4 protein-coding genes are annotated in these 22,446 nt (G+C 73.3%); all 4 read right to left on the bottom strand.

Annotation, left to right across the window (positions count from 1 at the left end; all coding sequences use genetic code 11):
* The coding region (locus tag VF632_RS07685; protein WP_331022287.1) for a condensation domain-containing protein at positions 1 to 1,194 on the bottom strand (1,194 nt) is incomplete at its 3' end.
* 835 nt (positions 1,195 to 2,029) lie between these two features.
* Entirely contained in the window at positions 2,030 to 8,503 is a 6,474-nt protein-coding gene (locus tag VF632_RS07690; protein ID WP_331022288.1) for an amino acid adenylation domain-containing protein, read from the bottom strand.
* On the bottom strand, positions 8,496 to 11,540 hold the full coding sequence (locus VF632_RS07695; RefSeq protein ID WP_331022289.1) for a type I polyketide synthase: 3,045 nt from the start codon (positions 11,538 to 11,540) through the stop codon (positions 8,496 to 8,498). Before VF632_RS07695 ends, VF632_RS07690 begins: the two co-directional genes overlap by 8 nt.
* 93 nt (positions 11,541 to 11,633) lie before the next feature.
* Positions 11,634 to 22,446, bottom strand: a 10,813-nt coding sequence (locus tag VF632_RS07700) for an amino acid adenylation domain-containing protein (protein WP_331022290.1), incomplete at its 5' end; no start/stop codon positions are given.

Consider the following 22,446-nt stretch of genomic DNA (forward strand, 5'->3'; position numbering starts at 1 on the left):
CAGGGAGAACATCACCTGGAAGAGGGGCGTGTGGCCCAGGCTGCGCTCCGGCTGCAGCTCGGCCACCAGCTTCTCGAAGGAAAGCTCCTGGTGCGCGTACGCGCCCAGCGTGGCCTCCCGCACCCGCCGCAGGGTCTCGCGGAAGCTCGGGTCTCCCGAGAGGTCGGTGCGCAGCACCAGGGTGTTGACGAAGAAGCCGATCAGCTCCTCGACCTCCTTCCGGGTGCGCCCCGCGATCGGGCTGCCCACGACGACGTCCTCGCTCCCGCTGTACTTGCTCAGCAGCACCTGGAAGGCGCCCAGCACCACCATGTACAATGTCGCGCCCTCGCTCCGCCCCAGCGCCTGCAGCCGCTCCAGCAGCTCGGCCGAGAGCTCCACCGGCACCGTCGCGCCCCGGTACGTCTGCACCGGCGGGCGGGGACGGTCCGTCGGCAGCTCCAGCAGCTCCGGCGCGCCCGCCAGCCGCACCCGCCAGTACGCGAGCTGCCGCTCCAGCGTCTCGCCCTCCACCTGCTCGCGCTGCCACACCGCGTAGTCGGCGTACTGCACCGCCAGCTCCGGCAGCGGCGACTCGCGCCCCTCGCGGTACGCCGCGTACAGCGCCGAAAACTCCCGGAACAGCACCCCCATGCTCCACCCGTCGCTCACGATGTGGTGCATCGCGAGCAGCAGCACGTGGTCTTCGTCGCCCAGCCGCAGCAGCGCCGCACGGAAGAGCGGTCCCGCGGCGAGGTCGAACGGCCGCGCCGCCTCCTGCCGGACCCACCGGCCGACCGCCGCCTCGCGATCCGCGTCGCCCAGCCCCGACAGGTCCTCCACCGGCAGGTGGAACCCGCCGAACGGCTGGACCACCTGCACCGGCGAGCCATCCACCTCTGCGAAGACGGTCCGCAGCACCTCGTGACGCCGCACGATTTCGCCCAGCGCCCGCTCCAGTGCCGCCCCGTCCAGGGCACCCGCCAGGCGCGCCGCGGCGGGGATGTTGTAGGCAGCGCTTCCCGGCTCCAGGCGGTCGATGAACCAGAGCCGCTCCTGCGCGAACGACAGCGGCAGCCGGCGGTCCCGGCCGGCCGGCTCGATGGGCGGAAGCTCCGACAGGTGCCCCACCAGCTTCCGGGCCCGCGCCATCTTCAGGAGCTCCAGGCGCTCGGCCGGCGTCAGTTCGGTGAGTGTCGCGACGGAGTTCATCATCTGCGGATACAGGAAACGATGGTGTGTGGAACGCGCACGGAGCCCCTCGCGCCCGGCGAAAGCGGCCGGCCGAGGGAAAACGCCGAACCCGCGGGTGGATTACGCCCGGCGGGGGCGGCTGGGCGCGCCGGCGAGCCGGCCGCCGCCCGCATGGCCGGCGAACCACGGCTCGATGCGGAGCGCGTGAGGAAAGCGGAGTTCGTGCGGCCGGCAGACGCGCGGCGGAGCGCCAGCCGCTACGCCCTCTCGTCCGGGTTCACCCGAGCGTGATGGGCGTCGATCACGTCCTGGGGCACCGGCCCGGTTACCGGCTCAACCCGCGGCACCTTCACCTCCAGCCGCTTCGCGCGCGGACCACTCGGATCGTGCTCCACAAGGCGGAAACGCGCCCTTCATCTCCCGCCTGGCAACCGACCGGGAAGTGGACGCGATCACATGGCGCCCAACCGCGCGGGATCCGGGTTGGGCTTTTGTTCCCACGGTGTCTGAATGGTAACGATGCTGATGATAACCCTCCGCATTATGTTTAGTCAACGTTCCACTCCGGAAAAAGTCGGAGTAAAACGTGTTGGAATCTGACGTTACGCAAGCTGGGACCTGCCGGCCGGCGCGGTCCCGCCGAGCCGGTGCATGGAGCGCTGCCGAGAACGGAGGAGGCGGCACACTACGGGAGGAATCCGCGCAGGTTAACGTCCGAATAGGATCGTGCCTGCGCGGGCTGACTCATCCATGGCGGCTCCGTTTCCCAAGCGCCCCGCGACCCCTGCCCCCGTTCGCCCCCCGTCACGCGGCCGCGACGCGACGCTCCGTTGCGGCCAGGAGCGACCGTGGGAGCTCATGCGAGGGGGGAGCGGCGGAGGAGCGCGAGCATCTCCGCCATCTCCTCCGGGTCCACCTGGCCGAGCTCGGCGTCCATCACTTCCAGGGCAGCGTCTACGCGGGCGGCCATCTCCGCCACCGTGGGTTCGTCGAAGATCGTCCGCACCGGCACCTCGACCCCGAACACCTGCTGCACCCGCGCGACCGCGAGCGTGGCCAGCAGCGAGTGGCCCCCCAGGTCGAAGAAGCTCTCCGCCACCCCCACCCGGTCCAGGTGCAGCACCTCCGCCCAGATCCCCGCCAGCGCCTCCTCGGTCGGCGTGCGCGGCGCTACGTAGCCCTCCTCGGCGGGGGCGAAGTCCGGCGCCGGCAGCGCCTTGCGGTCCAGCTTTCCATTCGGCGTCAGCGGGAACGCGTCCAGCACCACGACCGCCGACGGCACCATGTACTCCGGGAGTTCGCGGAGCAGGTGCTCGCGCAGGGCGCCCGCCTCCACGTTGCCCACCACGTACGCCACCAGCTGCTTCTCACCGGCCACGTCGTCGCGGGCCACGACCACGCTTTCGGAGACTCCCTCGCTCCGCCGCAGCACGCCCTCGATCTCGCCCGGCTCGATCCGGAACCCGCGCACCTTGACCTGCGCGTCTACCCGCCCCAGGAACTCCAGCTCGCCCCGGGCCGACCACCGCACCCGGTCGCCCGTGCGGTACAACCGCCCTCCCGCCGCTCCGAACGCGTCAGGGACGAAGCGCTCCGCCGTCAGCGCCGGCCGGCCGGCGTAGCCGCGGGTTACGCCGGCGCCTCCCACGTACAGCTCGCCCGCCACACCCACCGGCACCAGCTCTCCACGCCTGTCGAGCACGTACGCGCGGGTGTTGGCCACCGGGCGCCCGATGGGGGGCCGCCCGCCGCCCGGAGCGCACACCGCGGTGGTGGACCAGATGGTGGCCTCGGTGGGCCCGTACAGGTTGAAGAAGCGGCGCTCCGGGGCCCAGCGCTCCACCAGCTCGGCCGGGCACGCCTCGCCCGCGGTCAGCAGCGTGCGGAGCGCCGGCAGCTCCGACGTGGGCAGCACGGCGAGCGCGGAGGGCGGCAGGGTGGCTACGGTGACCTCCTCGTCGTGGAGGAAGCGGACGAGGTCGGGTCCCGGGGCCAGGGTCTCGCGCGTCCCCAGCACCAGCGTGGCGCCGGCGGCCAGGGCCATCACCATCTCGAACACCGAAGCGTCGAAGCTGGGCGAGGCGAACTGGAGCACCCGGTCGCCGGCCTCCACGCCCAGGTCGCGCGCGTGCCCCCGGGCCACGTTGGCGAGCCCCCGGTGCGGCACCAGCACGCCCTTGGGGCGGCCGGTGGAGCCGGAGGTGTAGATGACGTACGCCAGGTTCTCGGGGAGCACGCCGGCGGCGGGCGCCTGCGCGCTCTCGGCCTCGATGCGCTCGCGCTCGGCGTCGAGGCAGACGACCTCGGCGGCGTGGGGCGGCAGCCCCTCCGGCAGGGGACGGCGGGTGAGCAGGAGCCGGGCACCCGAGTCGGCGAGCATGAAGGCCAGCCGCTCGGCCGGGTACGCCGGGTCCAGCGGCACCCAGGCGCCGCCGGCCTTGAGCACGGCCAGGATGGCCACGACCAGCTCCGTGCCGCGCTCCAGGCAGATGCCCACGCGGGTTTCCGGGCCCACCCCGCGGCGCCGCAGGTGGTTCGCCAGCCGGTTGGCGGCGTGGTCCAGCTCGCGGTAGGTGAGCGCCGCGCCGTCGAAGCGGACCGCGGCCGCGTCCGGCGTCTCCGTCGCCCGGGCTTCGAACAGCTCGTGGATGCACCGGTCCGCCGGATACTCCGCGTCGGTCCGGTTCCACTCCTCCACCACCAGGCCGCGCTCTTCGGCCGAAAGCAGCTCCAGCCGCGAGAGCCGCACGTCCGCGTTCGCGGCGGCCTGCTCCAGCACCCGCTCCAGGTGCCGCACCATGCGCTCGATGGTGGCGCGCTCGAAGAGGTCGGTGCTGTAGGTCACCCCGCCGCGCAGGCCCTGGGGGGTCGTAAGGAGCGTCAGGGCCAGATCGAGCTTGGCGACCCCGAGCTCCGCTCCGACTCCCTGGAGGCTCAGCTCCGCGAGCCCGCTGCCGGTGCCCTGGGCGTCGTCCATCGTGAACGACGCCTGGAAGATCGGCGCGTGGCTCCGGGACCGCTCCGGCTGCAGCTCGGCCACCAGGCGCTCGAAGGGAAGCTCCTGGTGCTCGTACGCGCCCAGCGTGGCCTCGCGCACCCGGCCCAGCAGCTCGCGGAAGCTGGGGTCTCCCGAGAGGTCGGTGCGCAGCACCATCGTGTTGACGAAGAAGCCGATCAGCTCCTCCACCTCCGCGCGCGTGCGCCCGGCGGTCGGGCTCCCCACCACCACGTCCTCGCTCCCGGAATATCTCGAAAGCAGCACCTGGTAGGCAGACAGCAGCGTCATGTACAGCGTCGCGCCCTCGCTGCGCCCCAGCGCCTGCAGCCGCTCCTGCAGCTGGAGCGGGAGCTGCACCGGAACCATCGCGCCCCGGTACGTCTGCGCCGGCGGGCGGGGATGGTCCGCGGGCAGCTCCAGCAGCTCCGGGGCGCCCGCCAGGCGCTCCCGCCAGTACGCCAGCTGCCTGTCCAGCACCTCGCCCGCGAACTGCTCGCGCTGCCACACCGCGTAATCGGCGTACTGCACCGACAGCTCCGGCAGCGGCGACTCCCCGCCCCCGCGGTACGCCGTGTACAGCGCCGACAGCTCGCGGAAGAGCACCCCCATGCTCCACCCGTCGCTCACGATGTGGTGCATCCCCACAAGCAGCACGTGCTCATCGGCGCCCAGCCGCAGCAGCGCCGCGCGGAAGAGCGGGCCCGCCGCAAGGTCGAAGGGCCGTGCCGCCTCCTCGCCGGCGCGCCGGCTGACCTTCGCCTCGCGATCGGCCTCGCCGAGCCCCGACAGGTCCTCCACCGGCAGGGCGAATCCGCCGACCGGGGCCACCACCTGCACCGGCGCGCCGTCCACCTCGGCGAAGACCGTCCGCAGCGCCTCGTGACGCCGGACGATCTCGCCCAGCGCCCGCTCCAGCGCCGCCACGTCCAGTGCACCTCCCAGGCGCACCGCCACGGGGACGTTGTAGGCGGCGCTCCCCGGCTCCAGCTGGTCCATGAACCAGAGCCGCTCCTGCGCGAAGGAGAGCGGCAGCGCCCCCGTGCGCTCGGCGGGCACCACCGGCGGCAGCGCCGGCAGCCCGGCGCGGCGCACCTCCTCCACCCGCACGGCCAGTTCCGCCACCGTGGGCCCCTCGAAGACGGCGCGCAGCGGCACGACGGCGCCCAGCGCGTTCTGCACCCGCGCCAGGAGCCGCGTCACCAGCAGCGAGTGCCCGCCGAGCGCGAAGAAGTCGTCCTCCACCCCCACCCGCTCCACCCCCAGCACCTCCGCCCAGATCCCCGCCAGCACCTCTTCCACGGGGGTGCGCGGCGCCACGTACCGGTCCGCGCCGGCCGCGTACTCGGGCACGGGCAGCGCCTTGCGGTCCACCTTGCCGTTCGGGGTCAGCGGCAGCCGCTCCAGGGCGACGATCGCCTGCGGCACCATGTACTCCGGCAGCCCCTGGCGCAGGTGCGCGCGCAGCCCGTCCGGATCCACCGTGCCCACCACGTACGCCACCAGCCGCTTGTCGCCCGGCTGGTCCTCGCGCATCATCACCCGGGCCTCGCGCACCCCGGGATACGCCGCGATCGCCGCCTCCACCTCGCCCGGCTCGATGCGGAAGCCGCGGATCTTCACCTGGTCGTCCAGGCGGCCCATGAACTCCAGCTTCCCCTCCGCCCGCCACCGCGCCCGGTCGCCGGTCCGGTACATCCGCGCGCCTGGCTCCGCGGCGAACGGGTCGGGGACGAAGCGCTCCGCCGTCAGCCCCGGCCGGCCCAGGTAGCCGCGCACCACGCCCTCGCCCCCGATGCACAGGTCGCCGGGAACGCCCACCGGGAGCGGCTCGCCCGCCGGGTCGAGGACGTAGGCGCGCGCGTTCGGGATCGGCCGCCCGATCAGCACGGTGGGCGCGTCCTCCGCCACCTCCTCCACCTCCTCGAGCGTGCACCACACGGTCGCCTCGGTGGGCCCGTACTCGTGCAGCACGCGGGCGGGCTTCCCCTGGCGCAGCATCGCCCGCACGCTCTCGGTTCCCACGGCCTCGGCCCCGAACACCAACTGGCGCAGGGTGGCATAGATGTCCACCTGCTCCCGCACGTGCTGGTTGAAGAGCGCGGCGGTCTGGTAGAGGTGCGTAATCCCCTGCTCGCGCAGCGCCTGCCCCAGCAGCGGCGCGGAAAGGAGGACGTCGCGGTCGATGCCCACCAGCGCGGCCCCGTTCAGCAGCGCGCCCCAGATCTCGAACACGGCGGCGTCGAAGCTCGCGTTCGACGCCTGCGCCACGCGGTCGCCGGGGCCGATCGGCATCGTCCCGGGGAGGCCCGATGCGTACTGCACCACCTCGCGGTGGGCCATCATCACGCCCTTCGGCCGTCCCGTGCTCCCGCTGGTGTAGAAGACGTAGGCGAGGTTTTCCGCCGACGCGTTCGTCGAGGGAGGATGATCGGGCCCGGCGGCGAGCCCCTCCGCCAGCTGGTCCAGGCGGACGACGTGGAGACCCGTGGGGGCGGCGAGCTCGCCGTCGCTCAGCAGGACGCGGACGCCGCTGTCGGCCAGCATGAGCTCCATCCGCTCGGCCGGGTAGCTGGTGTCGACGGGAACGCAGCAGCCCCCGGCCTTGAGCACGGCCAAGGTGGCGACCACGTTCTCTACGCTGCGCTCCAGCCGCAGGCCGACGCGGCTCTCCGGCCCCGCGCCCAACGCGGCCAGGTGGTGCGCCAGCCGGTTGGCGCGCGCGTCCAGCTCCCGGTACGTCAGCGCCTCCGTGCCCCAGGCCAGCGCCGCCGCGTCGGGCGTGCGTTCGGCCTGCGCCTCGAAGAGCTGGTGGATGCAGGCGTTCCGCGGATACTCCGCCTCGGTGCGGTTCCACTCCACGACGACCCGGGCGCGCTCCTCCGGCCCGGCGAGCGCCAGGCGCGAAAGGCGCGCGTCCGGGTCGGCGGCCACCTGCTCCAGCACCCGCGCCAGGTGGCCGATCATCCGCTCGATCGTCCCGCGATCGAAGAGATCGGTGCTGTAGATCAGTCCGCCACGCAGCCCCTGGGGAGTCGCCACGAGCTCCAGGGAAAGATCGAACTGGGCGCTCACGTGGTCCGCCTCGACCGCGCCCACGCTCAGCCCCTGCAGCGCGCTTCCCTGGCCCCCACCCGCCTTCTGCAGCTCGAAGTTCACCTGGAAGAGCGGCGAGTGGCTCAACGACCGTTCCGGCTGCAGCTCGGCCACCAGCTTCTCGAACGGCACCTCCTGGTTCGCGAACGCGCCCAGCGTCACCTCGCGCACCCGCCGCAGGGTCTCACGGAAGCCGGGGTCGCCCGAAAGGTCGGTGCGCAGCACCAGGCTGTTGACGAAAAAGCCGATCAGCTCCTCGACCTCCTTTCGCGTGCGCCCCGCGATGGAGCTGCCCACGACGACGTCCGTGCTCCCGCTGTACCTGGAGAGCAGCACCTGGAAGGCACCCAGCAGCGTCATGTACAGCGTGGCGCCCTCGCCGCGCCCCAGCGCCTGCAGCCGCTCCGTCAGCTCCGCGGAAAGCTCCACCGGCACCGTGGCGCCGCGGTACGTCTGCACCGCCGGGCGCGGATGGTCCGCCGGCAGCTCCAGCAGCTCCGGCGCGCCCGCCAAGCGCTCCTTCCAGTACGCCAGCTGCGGGTTCAGCACCCCGCCATCCAGCTGCTCGTGCTGCCACACCGCGTAGTCGGCGTACTGCACCGCCAGCTCCGGCAGCGGCGACGCACGCCCCTCGCGGTACGCCGCGTACAGCGCCGACAGCTCGCGCAGGAGCACCCCCATGCTCCACCCGTCGCTGACGATGTGGTGCATGGACACCAGCAGCACGTGCTCCTCAGGCCCCAGCCGCAGCAGCCCCGCACGGAAGAGCGGGCCCGTCGCGAGGTCGAAGGGCCGGGCCGCCTCCTCCCCCACCCGGCGCCTGGCCGCCGCCTCGCGGTCCGCGTCGCCCAGCCCCGACAGGTCCTCCACCGGCAGGATGAACCCGCCGAACGGCGCGACCGCCTGCACCGGCTCGCCGTCCGCCTCGGCGAAGACCGTCCGTAGCGCCTCGTGGCGCCGAACGATCTCCCCCAGCGCCTGCTCCAGCGCCGCCTGGTGCAGCGCGCCGCGCAGCCGCACGGCGTTGGGAAGGTTGTAGAAGGCGTTCCCCGGCTCCATGCGGTCCAGGAACCACAGGCGCCGCTGCGAAAACGAGAGCGGCGCCGGCCCCCCGCCGCGCGCGGGAATGGGGGCGGGCTCCGCGGCCGGGGAGGCCGCGGAGGGTTGTGCGCGCCGCATGTCCAGCAGCTTGCGCTGCGCGGGCGTCAGCTTCGCCAGGCGATCGGTCAGTTCAGTCATGTCCACTCTCTTCAATCCCCGCCGTCAGCAGCGCCTCGATCTCGTCGTCGCTCAGCCCCTCCACCCCCGCCAGGAGCGCGTCCAGCCCTGCGTCCGCGGCCGCGCCGTCCACCACCGCCGCCAGCGTGGCCACCGTGGGAGCCTCGAACACGGCGCGCACGCCGATCTGGCCGCCCAGCTCCGCGCGGATGCGGGCCACCAGCTGCGTCGCCATCAGCGAGTCGCCGCCCTCCCCGAAGAAGTCGTCGTGCAGCCCCGGCGCGGCGCCGAGCAGCGTTTCCCAGATGCGCCCGATGGCCCGCTCCGTGGCCGACCACCCCGCCCGCGGGTCGCCGGCCGCGGCGTCCGCCTCCGCCTCGTCCCCCGCGATCGTCGCCGGGGCGACGAAGCCGGGCCGCGGCGCGCGGTCGATCCAGAATCGCTTGCGCTCGAAGGGATAGGTGGGCAGCGGAACGCGGCGGCGCGCCTGCCCCCCGTGCACGGCGCGCCAGTCGACCTCCGTCCCCGCCGCCCAGGCGCGGCCCAGCGCGGACAGCAGCACCTCGACGTCGTCCGCCGGGTCGCCGGCGTGGCGCATGGCGGGGATGGCGGCGGATCCCGGCACCTGCCGCCTGGCCAGCGACGACAGCGTGCGCCCGGGCCCGCACTCCACGAACACCCGCTCGCGCCCCTCCGCGGCCAGCGTGGCCACGCAGTCGGCGAAGCGGACGGCCTGGCGCAGGTGGCTGGCCCAGTACGCAGGGTCCGCCGCCTGCTCCGGCGTGATCCACGTTCCCGTGAGGTTCGACACCCAGCGCAGCGCGGGTGCGCCGCGGGCGGTCTGCGCCACGCGGGCCCTGAAGGCGTCGAGGATGGGGTCCATCATCGGCGAGTGGAACGCGTGCGACGTTTCCACGCGCTTCGCCTGGATCCCGCGGGCCGCCAGCTCCGCCTCGAGCCGCGCGATCTCGTCGCCCGGCCCGGAGACCACGCAGCGGTCCGGCGCGTTGACGGTCGCGACCGACACCGATCCGCCCAGCGCCGGCTCCACCTCGGCGGCGGGAAGGGGGATGGCGAGCATGGAGCCCGGCGGCAGCGACTGCATCAGCCGGCCGCGCTCGGCGACGAGGGCCAGCGCATCTTCCAGCAAAAAGACGCCGGCCAGGCAGGCGGCCACGTACTCGCCCACGCTGTGGCCGATCATGGACTCCGGCACGATCCCCCACGCCATCCACTGCTTCGCGGCCGCGTATTCCACGGCGAAGAGCGCGGGCTGGGTCAGCGCCGTCTGCTTCAGCCGGTCCGCGTCGTCCGAGAAGATCGCCTCGCGCAGGTCCAGGCCCAGGTGCGGGCGCAGGAACTCCGCGCAGCGGTCCAGCTCGTCGCGGAAGACGGGCTCGCGCTCGTAGAGGCCGCGCGCCATTCCCGCGTACTGCGCGCCCTGGCCGGGGAAAAGGAAAACGGCCGCGGGCGCCTCGCTCCCGGCCCGGCCGGCCACGCCCGCAGCCGGGTCCGCCAGCGCCCGCGCGGCCTCGGCGTGGGTGCGCGCCACCACGGCGCGGCGGTGGGCGAAGGCGCGCCGCCCCTGCTGAAGCGTCCACGCCACGTCCGCCAGCGGCTGCTCCGGGTTCTGCTCCAGGTGCGCGGCCAGCCGCCGCGCCGCCGCGTCCAGCGCCGTCTCGGTGCGGGCGGAAAGGACCAGCAGCTGCTCCGCGCGCGACGGCGCGGGGGAGGGCGCCGCCGCGGGCGCCTGCTCCATCACCACGTGCGCGTTGGTGCCGCCGATGCCGAACGACGAGACCCCGGCGCGCCGCGGCACCCCGGCGGGGGGCGTCCACTTCGCCAGCGTGGCGTTGACGAAGAAGGGGCTCGACGCGAAGTCGATCTGCGGGTTGGGCCGCGTGAAGTGCAGCGAAGGCGGGATCTCGCCCTCGCGCAGCACCAGCGTGGTCTTGATGAGGCCCGCGATCCCCGCCGCCACGTCGAGGTGGCCGATGTTGGTCTTGATCGAGCCGATGGCGCAGAAGCCGGTGCGGTCCGTTCCCGCGCGGAACGCCTGCGTGAGCGCCTCGATCTCGATGGGGTCGCCCAGCTCCGTCCCCGTGCCGTGGGCTTCCACGTAGGTGATGGTGGCGGGGTCCACGTCGGCGGCGGCGTGCGCGGCGCGGATGGCGGCGGCCTGCCCCTCTACCCGCGGCGCGGTGAAGCCGACCTTGGCGGAGCCGTCGTTGTTGATGGCGGTGGCCAGGATCACCGCGTGCACGGTGTCGCCGTCGGCCAGCGCGTCTTCCAGCCGCTTGAGCGCCGCCACGGCCACGCCGCTGCCGCCCACCGTCCCCCGCGCATCCGCGTCGAAGGCCCGGCAATGCCCGTCCGGCGAAAGGATGTTCCCCTGCTGATACAGGTAGCCCGCGTGCTCGTTCGCCGTTACGGCCGAGCCCCCGACCAGGACCATGTCGCAGTCGCCGCCCAGCAGCGCCTGGCAGGCCAGGTGCACCGCCACCAGCGAGGTGCTGCACGCCGTCTGCACCACCACGGCGGGGCCTTCGAGCCCCATCTTGAACGCCGCGCGGCTGGCCAGGAAGTCCTTGTCGTTCCCCATGTTCACGGTCATCTCGCCGGCCGCGGCGATCACGTCGGGGCGGAAGAGCAGGTTCACGAAGTAGCTGCTCAGGCTGGCGCCCGCGTACACGCCCACGCGGCCGGGGACGCGCGCGGCATCGTAGCCGGCGTGCTCCAGCGCCTCCCACGCCACCTCCAGGAACAGGCGCTGCTGGGGATCGGTGACCTGCGCCTCGCGCGGGCTGAAGCCGAAGAAGGCGGCGTCGAAGCGATCCACCTCGGCCAGCGCGCCCCGCGCGGGGACGTACGCGGGGTTGGTGCGCAGCGACTCCGGCACCCCCGCGGCGGCCAGCTCCTCGCCGGTGAAGTGGCGGATGGACTCCACCCCGGCGCGCAGGTTGGCCCACAGGGCGTCCACGCCGGGCGCGCCGGGAAAGCGCCCCGCCATTCCCACGACGGCGATCTCCAGCCCCGTGGGCTCGTTGCTATGGCTCATCGATCGCTCGAAATTTCGTTTATTCGTCGTCAAGGAACAGGGGACGGCCTGCTCACACCGCTACCCGGTCCCTCCGTCATCCCGGGCCCTCCGTCACCCCGGGCCGCCCCCGTCGCCCCGTGACCCCGTCACGCCAGCCCGCCCCCTCGCCCGCAGCCTGTGCCGCCCGTCCCGCACCCGCGCGTCGTCCGCCGGGGCGGCGGCCGGCTCGGGCGCGGGGGCTTCCAGCGCCGCGGCCAGGGCACTCACCGTAAGGTAACGGAAAAGGTGGGTGATGGGCACCGGCTGGCCGAACGCCTCGCGCAGGCGCGCCTGCACCCGCACCAGCAGCAGCGAGTGGCCGCCCAGGTCGAAGAACCGGTCGTGCGCGCCCACGCTCTCCACCCCCAGCACCTCGGCCCACACCGCGGCCACCTTGCGCTCGGCCTCGGTGCGCGGCGCCTCGTACGCGCGGGCGGCGTACGAACTCCCCTCCGGCGCCGGCAGCGCCTTGCGGTCCAGCTTTCCGTTCGGCGTCAGCGGCAGCCGCTCCAGCGAAACGAACGCCCACGGCACCATGTACTCCGGCAGGCTCCGCCGCAGGTGCTCGCGCAGCTCGTCGGCTTCGACGCCGGCGACGACGTACGCCACCAGCCGCTTGTCGCCCGGTGCGTCCTCGCGCGCCATCACCACGCAGTCGGTGACGGCCGGATTCCGCCGCAGCGCCGCCTCGACCTCGCCCAGCTCGATGCGGAAGCCGCGCACCTTCACCTGCGCGTCCAGCCGCCCCAGGTACTCCAGTGTGCCATCCACCCGCCACCGCGCCCGGTCTCCCGTGCGGTACAGCCGCGCGCCGGGCTCGCCCGAGAACGGGTCCGGGACGAAGCGCTCCGCCGTGAGCCCCGGCCGGCCCAGGTAGCCGCGCGCCAGCCCGCGGCCGCCGAGGTACAGCTCGCCCGGCACCCTCGCCGGCACCGGCCGCAGCGCGGCGCCGAGCACGTAGGCGCGCGTATTGGAGATCGGCCGGCCGATGGTGGCCGGCCCGCCTGCCTGGCGCAGCGTCCAGGTGCTGTACGTGGTGTCTTCCGACGGGCCGTACAGGTCGTACACGCGCTCGATCCCCTCGCCGTAGAGCGCGTCGACCACCGCCGGCCGCAGCGGCTCGCCCGCCAGGTTCACCGTCCGCACGCCTGAGGGAATCCCTCCGGCCTTCAGCAGCGCCACGATCGCGGACGGAACCGTGTTCACCAGCCGCACCTGCCCCGCCGCGGCGGACTGCGGCAGCGCCAGCGCGTTTTCCACCACGATCACGCGGCCGCCGAGAGACAGCGGGAGGAAGAGCTCGAAGACGGAGAGGTCGAAGGAGATGGACGTCGACGCCAGCACGCCCGACAGCTCCTCGGTCGTGAAGACGCCCGCCGCCCACGACACGAGCGCCACCGCGCTCTCGTGCTCGATGGCCACGCCCTTGGGGACGCCCGTGCTCCCGGAGGTGTAGATCAGGTACGCCAGGCTCCGCGGGGTGGCGCCGCGCTCGATGCGTTCCGCGCTCTCGCGGGCGATCTCCGCCGCCGCTCCGTCCACGCTCACCACGGTGACGCCGTCCGGCACGGGAAGCGCCGCGCGCAGCGCTTCCTGCGTCAGCAGCACCACCACGCCGGAGTCGGAGAGCGTGAACGCAAGCCGCTCGGCGGGATAGGCCGGATCGAGCGGCACGTAGGCACCGCCCGCCTTGAGCACGGCGAGGAGGGCAACGACCATCTCCACCCCGCGCCCCAGGCACACGCCCACCCTCGTCTCGCCGCCCACCCCCTGGCGGACGAGGTGGCGTGCCAGCCGGTTCGCCCGCTCGTTCAGCGCCCGGTAGGTGAGCGCATCCGCTTCGTGGACGACGGCGGCCGCATCGGGGGTGCGCGCCGCCTGCGCCTCGAACAGCTCGTGGATGCACCGGTCCGCCGGGTACTCCGCCGCCGTCCGGTTCCACTCCTCCAGCACGAGCGCGCGCTCCGCCTCGCCCAGCAGCTCCAGCCGCGAAAGCCGCACGTCGGCATCGGCGGCGACCTGCTCCAGCACCCGCTCCAGGTGGCCGACCATCCGTTCGGCCGTGCCGCGCTCAAAGAGGTCGGTGCTGTAGTTCAGCGTGCCGCGCAGGCCCTGGGGGGTCGCCGCGAGCGCCAGGGACAGATCGAACTTGGCGATCTCCATCGCGGCACCGACGCCGCCCGCCTTCAGCCCCGGAAGCGCGCCTCCTTCGCCCCCGGCGTTCTGCAGGGTGAACATCACCTGGAAGAGCGGCGAGTGGCTCAGGGACCGCTCCGGCTGCAGCTCGGCCACCAGCTTCTCGAAGGGCACCTCCTGGTGCGCGTACGCGCCCAGCGTCGCTTCCCGCACCCGCCGCAAGGTCTCGCGGAAGGAGGGGTCTCCCGAGAGGTCGGTGCGCAGCACCAGGGTGTTGATGAAGAAGCCGATCAGCTCCTCCACCTCGCGGCGCCCGCGCCCGGCGATCGGGCTCCCCACCACCACGTCGTCGCTGCCGGCGTAGGTGCCCAGCAGCACCTGGAAGGCAGACAGCGCAACCATGTACAGCGTCGCGCCCTCGCTCCGCCCCAGCCCCTGGAGACGGTCCAGCAGCTCCGGGGAGAGCTCCACCGGAACCGACGCGCCCCGGCTCGTCTGCACGGCCGGGCGGGGACGGTCCGTGGGCAGCTCCAGCAGCTCCGGCGCTCCCGCCAGCCGCTCCTTCCAGTACGCCAGCTGCCGGTCCAGCACCTCGCCCGTCAGCTGCTCGCGCTGCCACACCGCGTAGTCGGCGTACTGCACCGCCAGCTCCGGCAGCGGCGACTCGCGTCCCTCGCGGTACGCCGCGTACAGCGCCGACAGCTCCCGGAAGAGCACCCCGAGGCTCCACGCGTCGCTGACGACGTGGTGCATCGAGAGGAGCAGCACGTGGTCTTCGGCGCCGATCCGCAGGAGCGCCGCGCGGAAGAGCGGTCCCGCGGCGAGGTCGAACGGCCGTGCCGTCTCCTCGCCGACGCGACGCCCGACCGCCGCCTCGCGATCCGCCTCGCCGAGCCCCGACAGGTCCTCCACCGGAAGGGCGAACCCGCCGAACGGCGTGACCACCTGCACCGGCGAGCCGTCCACCTCGGCGAAGACCGTCCGCAGCGCCTCGTGGCGGCGGACGATCTCGCCCACCGCGCGCTCCAGCGCCGCCGCGTCCAGCGCGCCCGCCAGGCGCATCGCGGTGGGAATGTTGTAGGTGGCGCTCTCCGGCTCCAGCCGGTCGATGAACCAGAGCCGCTCCTGCGCAAAGGACAGCGGCAGCGCACCCGTGCGCTCGGTCGGCACCACGGGCGGCAGCACCGGCACCCCCGCGCGGCGCATCTCCTCCACGCGCACCGCCAGCTCCGCCACCGTGGGCCCTTCGAAGAGCGCGCGCAGCGGCAGCTCCACGGCGAACACCTCGCGGATGCGCGACACCACGCGCGTGCCCAGCAGAGAGTGGCCTCCCAGCTCGAAGAAGTTCTCCTGTACCCCCACCCGCTCCAGGCGCAGCACCTCTGCCCAGATCCCCGCCAGCACCTCCTCGGCCGGGGTTCGCGGCGCCACGTAGCGGTCCTCCGCCGACGCGAGCTCCGGCGCCGGCAGCGCCTTGCGGTCCAGCTTCCCATTCGGCGTCAGCGGGAGCGCGTCCAGGAAGGCGAAGGCGGACGGGACCATGTACTCCGGCAGGCTCCGCCGCACGTGCGTGCGCAGCGCCTCCGCCTCCGCGTCACCCACGATGTACGCGACCAGCCGCGTCTCACCCGCATCCGCGCGCGCCACGACCACGCAGTCCGTCACGCCCTCGTGGCCCCGCAGGACGGACTCGATCTCGCCCAGCTCGATGCGGAAGCCGCGCACCTTCACCTGGAAGTCGAGCCGCCCCAGGTACTCGATGGCGCCGTCCGCCCGCCACCGCGCACGGTCGCCGGTCCGGTACAGCCGTGCGCCGCCTTCCGTCGAGAACGGATCGGGGACGAAGCGCTCCGCGGTCATCGCCGCGCGGCCCTGGTAGCCCCGCGCGACCTGCACCCCGCCGATGTACAGCTCGCCCGGCACGCCCACGGGGACGGGCTCGAGCGCCGCGTCCAGCACGTACAGCCGCGTGTTCCAGACGGGGCGGCCGATCGGCACCACGCCGGCCGCGTCCTCACGCGCACACCCCCACCAGCTCACGTCCACGGCCGCCTCGGTGGGGCCGTACAGGTTGGTGAGCACCACGGGGCCGGCGAACCGGTCGTAGAAGCGCCGCACCAGCGCCGGCGGCAGCGCCTCGCCGCTGCAGACCACGTGGCGGAGCGACCCGCAGCGGCCCGCCTCCACCGCGTCGACGAACGGCTGCAGCATGGAGGGGACGAAGTGCAGCGTCGTTACGCCCTCGCGCTCGATCACGTCGCGGAGGTAGGCCGGGTCGCGGTGCCCGTCCGGCCGCGCCATCACCAGCCGCGCCCCCTGCTGCAGCGGCCAGAAGAATTCCCAGACCGACACGTCGAAGCCGAACGGCGTCTTCTGCAGCACCACGTCGTCCGCGCCGATCCGGAAGTGCGCCTGCATCCACACCAGGCGGTTCACCACGCCCCGGTGCTGGTTCATCACCCCCTTGGGGCGGCCGGTGGAGCCGGAGGTGTAGATCACGTACGCCAGCGAATCCGGCCCCGCGCCGCTCTCCGAGTTCTCCGTGTTCTCGGCCGCGATCTCCTCCGCCAGCGTGTCTACCGCCAGCACCCCCGCGCCTTCGCGCGCGGGGACGGCTTCGCGCAGGGCAGCCTGCACCAGCACCAGCGGCACGCCGCTGTCGTCCAGCATGTACGCCAGCCGCTCGGCGGGCAGCCCCGGGTCCAGCGGCACGTACGCGCCCCCGGCCTTGAGCACCGCCAGGAGAGAGACCACCATCTCCACGCCACGCTCCATCAGCACGCCCACGCGCACGTCGGGGCCCACGCCGTGGCCGCGCAGGTGGTGGGCAAGGCGGTTGGCACGCGCGTTCAGCTCCGCGTAGCTCAGCGTCTCGTCTTCGAAGACGAGCGCGTCCGCGCCGGGCGTGCGGGCCGCCTGCGCCTCGAACAGCTCGTGGATGCACGACTCGACCGGGTACTCCGCCGCCGTGCGGTTCCACACCTCCAGGACCTGCCGCCGCTCGACCTGCGGGAGCACTTCGATGGCTTCCAGCGGCCGCTCCGGCGCCTCGTCCAGCGCCTCGACCAGTCCCGCGAGCGCCACGTGCATCAGCGCGCCCACGCGCTCCGCGCCCACCCCCGCCTCGGCCTGCACCGACAGGGAGAACCGATCTCCCCAGTCGTTCACGGAAAGGTTGAGCGGGTAGTTCGAACGCTCGATGACCTGCGCCTGCCTCGGCCCGCGCGCAGAGCTTTTCCCTCCTCCGCCGCCTCCGCCGCCACTACCGGCATGCCGGTAGTTGAAGAGCGCCGAGAACAGCGGCTCCGGCGCCGGCACCCCGCTCATCTGCTGCGCCAGCGCGAGCGATGCGTGCTCGTGCCGCACCAGGCTCGCCAGCAGCACATGCGTCCGGCGAACGCTCGCCTCCGCACCTTCTTCCCCCACCCGGATCCGCACCGGCAGCGTGTTGATAAACGGCCCCAGCACCCGGTCTGCCCCCTCCCCGCCCTCCATGCGCCCGAAGAGCACGGTCCCGAAGACCACGTCGCTCCGGCCCGAGACCCGCGCCAGCACCTGAGCCCACGCTACGTGGTACACGGCCGCCGCGCTTACTCCCAGCCGCCGCGCACGCTCCCGCAGCCGAACCCCGAGCTCCTCCTCCACCCGCACCACCCCCTGCTCCAGCCCCAGCCCGTCTCCCCGCACCTCGCGCAGCCCGAACGGCGCCGTCGGCTCATCGACGTCTCCCAGCAGTTCGCGGAAGAACGCTTCGTGCTCCGCGCGGCTCACCCCCAGCCGCGCCTGCGCCACGTAGTTGCGGAACGGGAGAGGGGTCGGGAGCTGCTCCGCGCGGCCATCCAGGTGCGCCTCCAGCTCCTCGCGCAGCACCTCTGCCGCGGTATGGTCGCTCACCATGTGGTGCAGCAGCAGCAGCAGCCCCCAGCGCCCCGCGACGGCTTCACGGCCGACGTAGGCACGCAGCAGGGGAGCGCGGCTCAGGTCCATGCGGTGATGCCGCGGGTCGAAGGCCTCGTGCAGCTGCCTCGCCGCATCGTCCGCGGCCGGGTCTACCTCCACCTCTTCGATCACGAGAGGAGCGTGACGCAAGACTACCTGCACCGGCTCGGAAAGGCCCTCCCACACCACCGCCGTGCGCAGGACGTCGTGCCGCGCGACCACCGCCTGCAGCGCGGCCAGGTAGGCGTCCCGCTGCTCGCGGCTCTCGAAGGAGAACGGCTGCGGAAGCAGGTAGGGGTCGTTCTCCGGGCTGAGCAGGTGGTGGAAGAGAATCCCTTCCTGCAGGGGCGCCAGCGGATAGATGTCCTGCACGTTCTCCGCGCCCCCCGGCACGCCGGCCACGATGCCGTCGATCTCCGCCTGCGTGAGCTCCACCAGCGGGAGCATCTCGGGCGTGATGGCGCCGCAGCCGGCCGGGATCCGGTTCGGCGGGATCGCTACCTCGTGGGAGTCGCCTTCCGCCGCCGCGGCGAGCTCCGCCACCGTGGGCGTGACGAAGAGGGCGCGTACGTCCGCGCGCAGGCCGCGGCGCCGCATGCGCTCGACGAGGGTGACCACCAGGAGGGAATGGCCCCCCAGGGCGAAGAAGTTGTCGTGCACCCCCACCCGCTCGACCTTCAGCACCTCGGCCCAGATCCCCGCCAGCACCTCCTCGGCCGGCGTCCGCGGCGCCACGTACCGGTCCACGTCCGACGCGAACTCCGGCGCCGGCAGCGCCTTGCGGTCCAGCTTGCCCGTAGGCGTCAGCGGCAGCGCCTCCAGCACCACGTACGCCGCCGGCACCATGTATTCCGGCAGGCTCCGCCGCACGTGCTCCCGCAGCTCGTCGGCCTTCACGCCGCCGACCACGTACGCCACCAGCCGCTGGCCGCCGGGCACGTCCTCGCGCGCCACGACCACGCACTCGGTGACGCTCTCGTGCTGGCGCAGCACCGCCTCGATCTCCCCCGGCTCGATCCGGAAGCCGCGCACCTTCACCTGGAAGTCGGTGCGCCCCAGGAACTCGAGTGTCCCGTCCGCCCGCCAGCGCGCCCGGTCGCCCGTGCGGTACAGCCGCGCGCCGCCTTCGGCCGAGAACGGATCGGGGACGAAGCGCTCCGCGGCCATCGCCGCGCGGCCCAGGTAGCCGCGCGCCACCCCCGCCCCGCCGACCAGGAGCTCGCCCGGGACGCCCGCCGGCTGCGGGCCGCCGAGCCCGTCGCAGACGTACAGGCGCACGTTCCCCAGCGGGCGGCCGATCGGGTGCCCGTGCACCCCGTCCGCCGGGACGGGATGCACGGAGGCCAGGATGGTCCCCTCGGTGGGGCCGTAGAAGACGTGCGTCTCCGCCCCGGCGAGCACCTCCCGCATCTCCGCCAGGAGGTCGGCCGGCACCCGGTCGCCACCCACGAAGGCGCGCCGCAGCCGGCCCAGCCGGGGCGTCTCGCGCTCCACCTGCACCAGCTGCCGCATCAGCGCGGGAACCGCATGCACGAGCGTGGCGTCCGCGATCTCCTCCAGCAGCGCGGGCACGTCCAGCACCCGGTCGCGCTCCACCAGGCGCACCGCCGCGCCGGAGGTAAGGGGCAGCAGCGCCTCGAAGAGCCAGATGTCGAAGGCGTACGAGGCCAGTGCCGGCATCACGTCGCCGTCGCCCACTCCGAACGCCTCGCGCGTGGCGGCCAGCAGGTTGGCCAGGGAGCCGTGCTGCACCAGCACCCCCTTGGGCGTCCCGGTGGAGCCGGAGGTGTAGATCACGTACGCCAGGTGCTCGGGTGAGACGCCGCGTTCCGGGTTCTCGGCAGGCTGCGCCGCGACCCGGTCCCCGTCGCCATCCACGCTCACGACCTTGACGCCGTCACCGGCGGGGAGCGCCGGACGCAGTGATTCCTGCGTCACCAGCACGGGCACGGTCGCGTCGGCGAGCATGAACGCAACCCGCTCCGCGGGATAGGCGGGGTCCAGCGGGACGTACGCACCGCCGGCCTTGAGCACGGCCAGTACGGAAACGACCATCTCCGGCCCCCGCTCCAGGCAGATCGCGACTCGCGTCTCCGGCCGGACACCGACGCCGGCGAGATGGTGCGCCAGCCGGTTGGCACGCTCGTTCAGCTCGCCGTAGGTGAGCGACTCCTCCTGGAAGCGCACGGCCACCGCCCCCGGCGTGCGCGCCGCCTGCTCCTGGAACCGCTCGTGGACGCCCCGGTCCGCCGGATACTCCGCTTCGGTCCGGTTCCAGGCATCCACCACCAGGCCGCGCTCTTCCGGCGAGAGCAGGTCCAGCTCCGCGAGCCGCGCCTCCGGCCGGGCCGCGGCCTGCTCCAGCACCCGCGCCAGGTGGCCGACCATCCGCTCCATCGTGCCGCGCTCGAACAGGTCGGTACTGTAGTTCAGTCCTCCGCGCAGGCCCTGGGCGGTTTCCGCGAGGGTCAGGGAGAGGTCGAACTTTGCGGTTTCCATGGCCGCTCCGCCTGCGCCCATCTTCAGCCCCTGCAGCGCGGCTCCCTGGCTCTCGGCGTTCTGCAGCGCGAACATCACCTGGAAGATCGGCGAGTTGCTCAACGACCGCTCGGGCTGCAGCTCGGCCACCAGCTTCTCGAAGGGCACCTCCTGGTGCGCGTACGCGCCCAGCGTGAGGTCGCGAACCCGGCGCAGCACCTCGCGAAAGCTTGGCTCTCCCGAAAGGTCGGTGCGCAGCACCAGCGTGTTGACGAAGAAGCCGATCAGCTCCTCCACCTCGCCGCGCGTGCGCCCGGCGATGGGGCTCCCCACCACCACGTCCTCGCTGCCGGCGTACTTCGAGAGGAGCACCTGGAAGGCAGACAGCAGCGTCATGTACAGCGTGGCGCCCTCGCTCCGCCCCAGCGCCTGCAAGCGCTCCAGCAGCTCCAGGGAGAGATCCACCGGCACCGACGCGCCCCGGAACGTCTGCACCGCCGGGCGCGGATGGTCCGTCGGCAGCTCCAGCAGCCCCGGCGCTCCCGTCAGGCGCTCCTTCCAGTACGCCAGCTGCCGGTTCAGCCCCTCGCCATCCAGCTGCGTGCGCTGCCACACCGCGTAGTCGGCGTACTGCACCGGCAGCTCGGGGAGCGGCGACTCGCGCCCCTCGCGGTACGCCTCGTACAGCGAGGAGAACTCACGGAAGAACACCCCCATGCTCCACCCGTCGCTGACGATGTGGTGCATCGAGACCAGCAGCACGTGATCTTCCGCAGCCAGCCGCAGCAGCGCCGCACGGAAGAGCGGTCCCGCCGAAAGGTCGAACGCCTGCCGCGCGTCCTCGCCGATGCGGAGCCTGACCGCCGCCTCGAGATCCGCCTCGCCCAGCCCCGACAGGTCCTCCACCGGCAGGGAGAACCCGCCGAAGGGCGCGATCACCTGCACCGGCGAGCCGTCCACCTCGCGGAAGACGGTCCGCAGCGCCTCGTGCCTGCGGACGATCTCGCCGAGGCTCCGCTCCAGCGCCGCCTCGTCGAGCGCACCCCCCAGCCACCGTACCACGGGGATGTTGTAGACGGCGCTTCCCGGCTCCAGCTGGTCGGTGAACCAGAGCCGCTCCTGCGCGAACGACAGCGGCAGCGCCCCCGTCCGCTCCACGGGCACCACCGGCGGCAGCACCGGCAGCTCCGCCCGGCGCATCTCCTCCACGCGCCCGGCCAGCTCCGCCACCGTCGGCCCCTCGAAGAGCGCGCGCAGCGGCACCTCCACCCCGAACACCTCGCGGATGCGCGAGACCACCCGGGTGGCAAGCAGCGAGTGCCCGCCCACCTCGAAGAAGTTGTCGTGCACCCCCACCCGCTCCAGGCGCAGCACCTCGGCCCAGATTCCCGCCAGCACCTCCTCCACGGGCGTGCCCGGAGCCACGTATTCGTCCTCCGCCGAGCCCAGCTCCGGCGCGGGGAGCGCCTTGACGTCCAGCTTGCCATTCGGCGTCAGCGGCAGCTGCTCCAGCCCCACGAACGCCGCCGGCACCATGTACTCCGGCAGGCTTTCCCGCAGGTGTGCGCGCAGCCCCTCCGCATCCACATTCCCGACGACGTACGCCACCAGCTGCTTCTCGCCCGACGCATCGTCGCTCACGATCACCCGCGCCTCGCGCACCTCCGCGTGCGCCGAGAGCACCGCCTCGATCTCCCCCGGCTCGATGCGGAAGCCGCGCACCTTCACCTGCTCGTCCACCCGGCCGATGAACTCCAGCCGCCCATCCGCCTTCCAGCGCAGCCGGTCACCGGTGCGGTACATCCGCGTCCCGGGCTCGCCTGCGAACGGATCGGGAACGAAGCGCTCCGCCGTCAGCCCCGGACGATCCAGGTAGCCGCGCACCACGCCGTCGCCACCCACGTACGCTTCTCCCGGCACGCCCACGGGCACCGGGTTCAGCGCGGCGTCGAGCAGATAGATCCGCTGGTTGCCGGTGGGGCGGCCCACGGAAACCGTGAGCGCGTCCTCCGCCACGTGCGCCACCTGCTCCCACGAGCACCAGGCGGTCGTCTCCGTGGGGCCGTACATGTGCAGCAGGCGCTCGGGACCGCCCGCCTTCAGCAGCCGGCGCACGCTGTCGGCGTCCACGGCCTGCCCGCCGAAAAGCACCTCGCGCAGCGGCGCGAACACGTCGGGCAGCTCGCGCGAGAGCTGGTTGAGCAGCGCGGTGGTCTGGTAGAGCGTGGTGATGCGCTCGTCGCGCAGCATCCGGTACAGCGCGGGGGGCGAGAGGAGGACGTCCCGGGGAATTCCGACGAGCGTGGCGCCATTGAGGAACGCACCCCAGGCC

This window comes from Longimicrobium sp., assembly GCF_036388275.1.
Classification (GTDB): Bacteria; Gemmatimonadota; Gemmatimonadetes; order Longimicrobiales; family Longimicrobiaceae; genus Longimicrobium.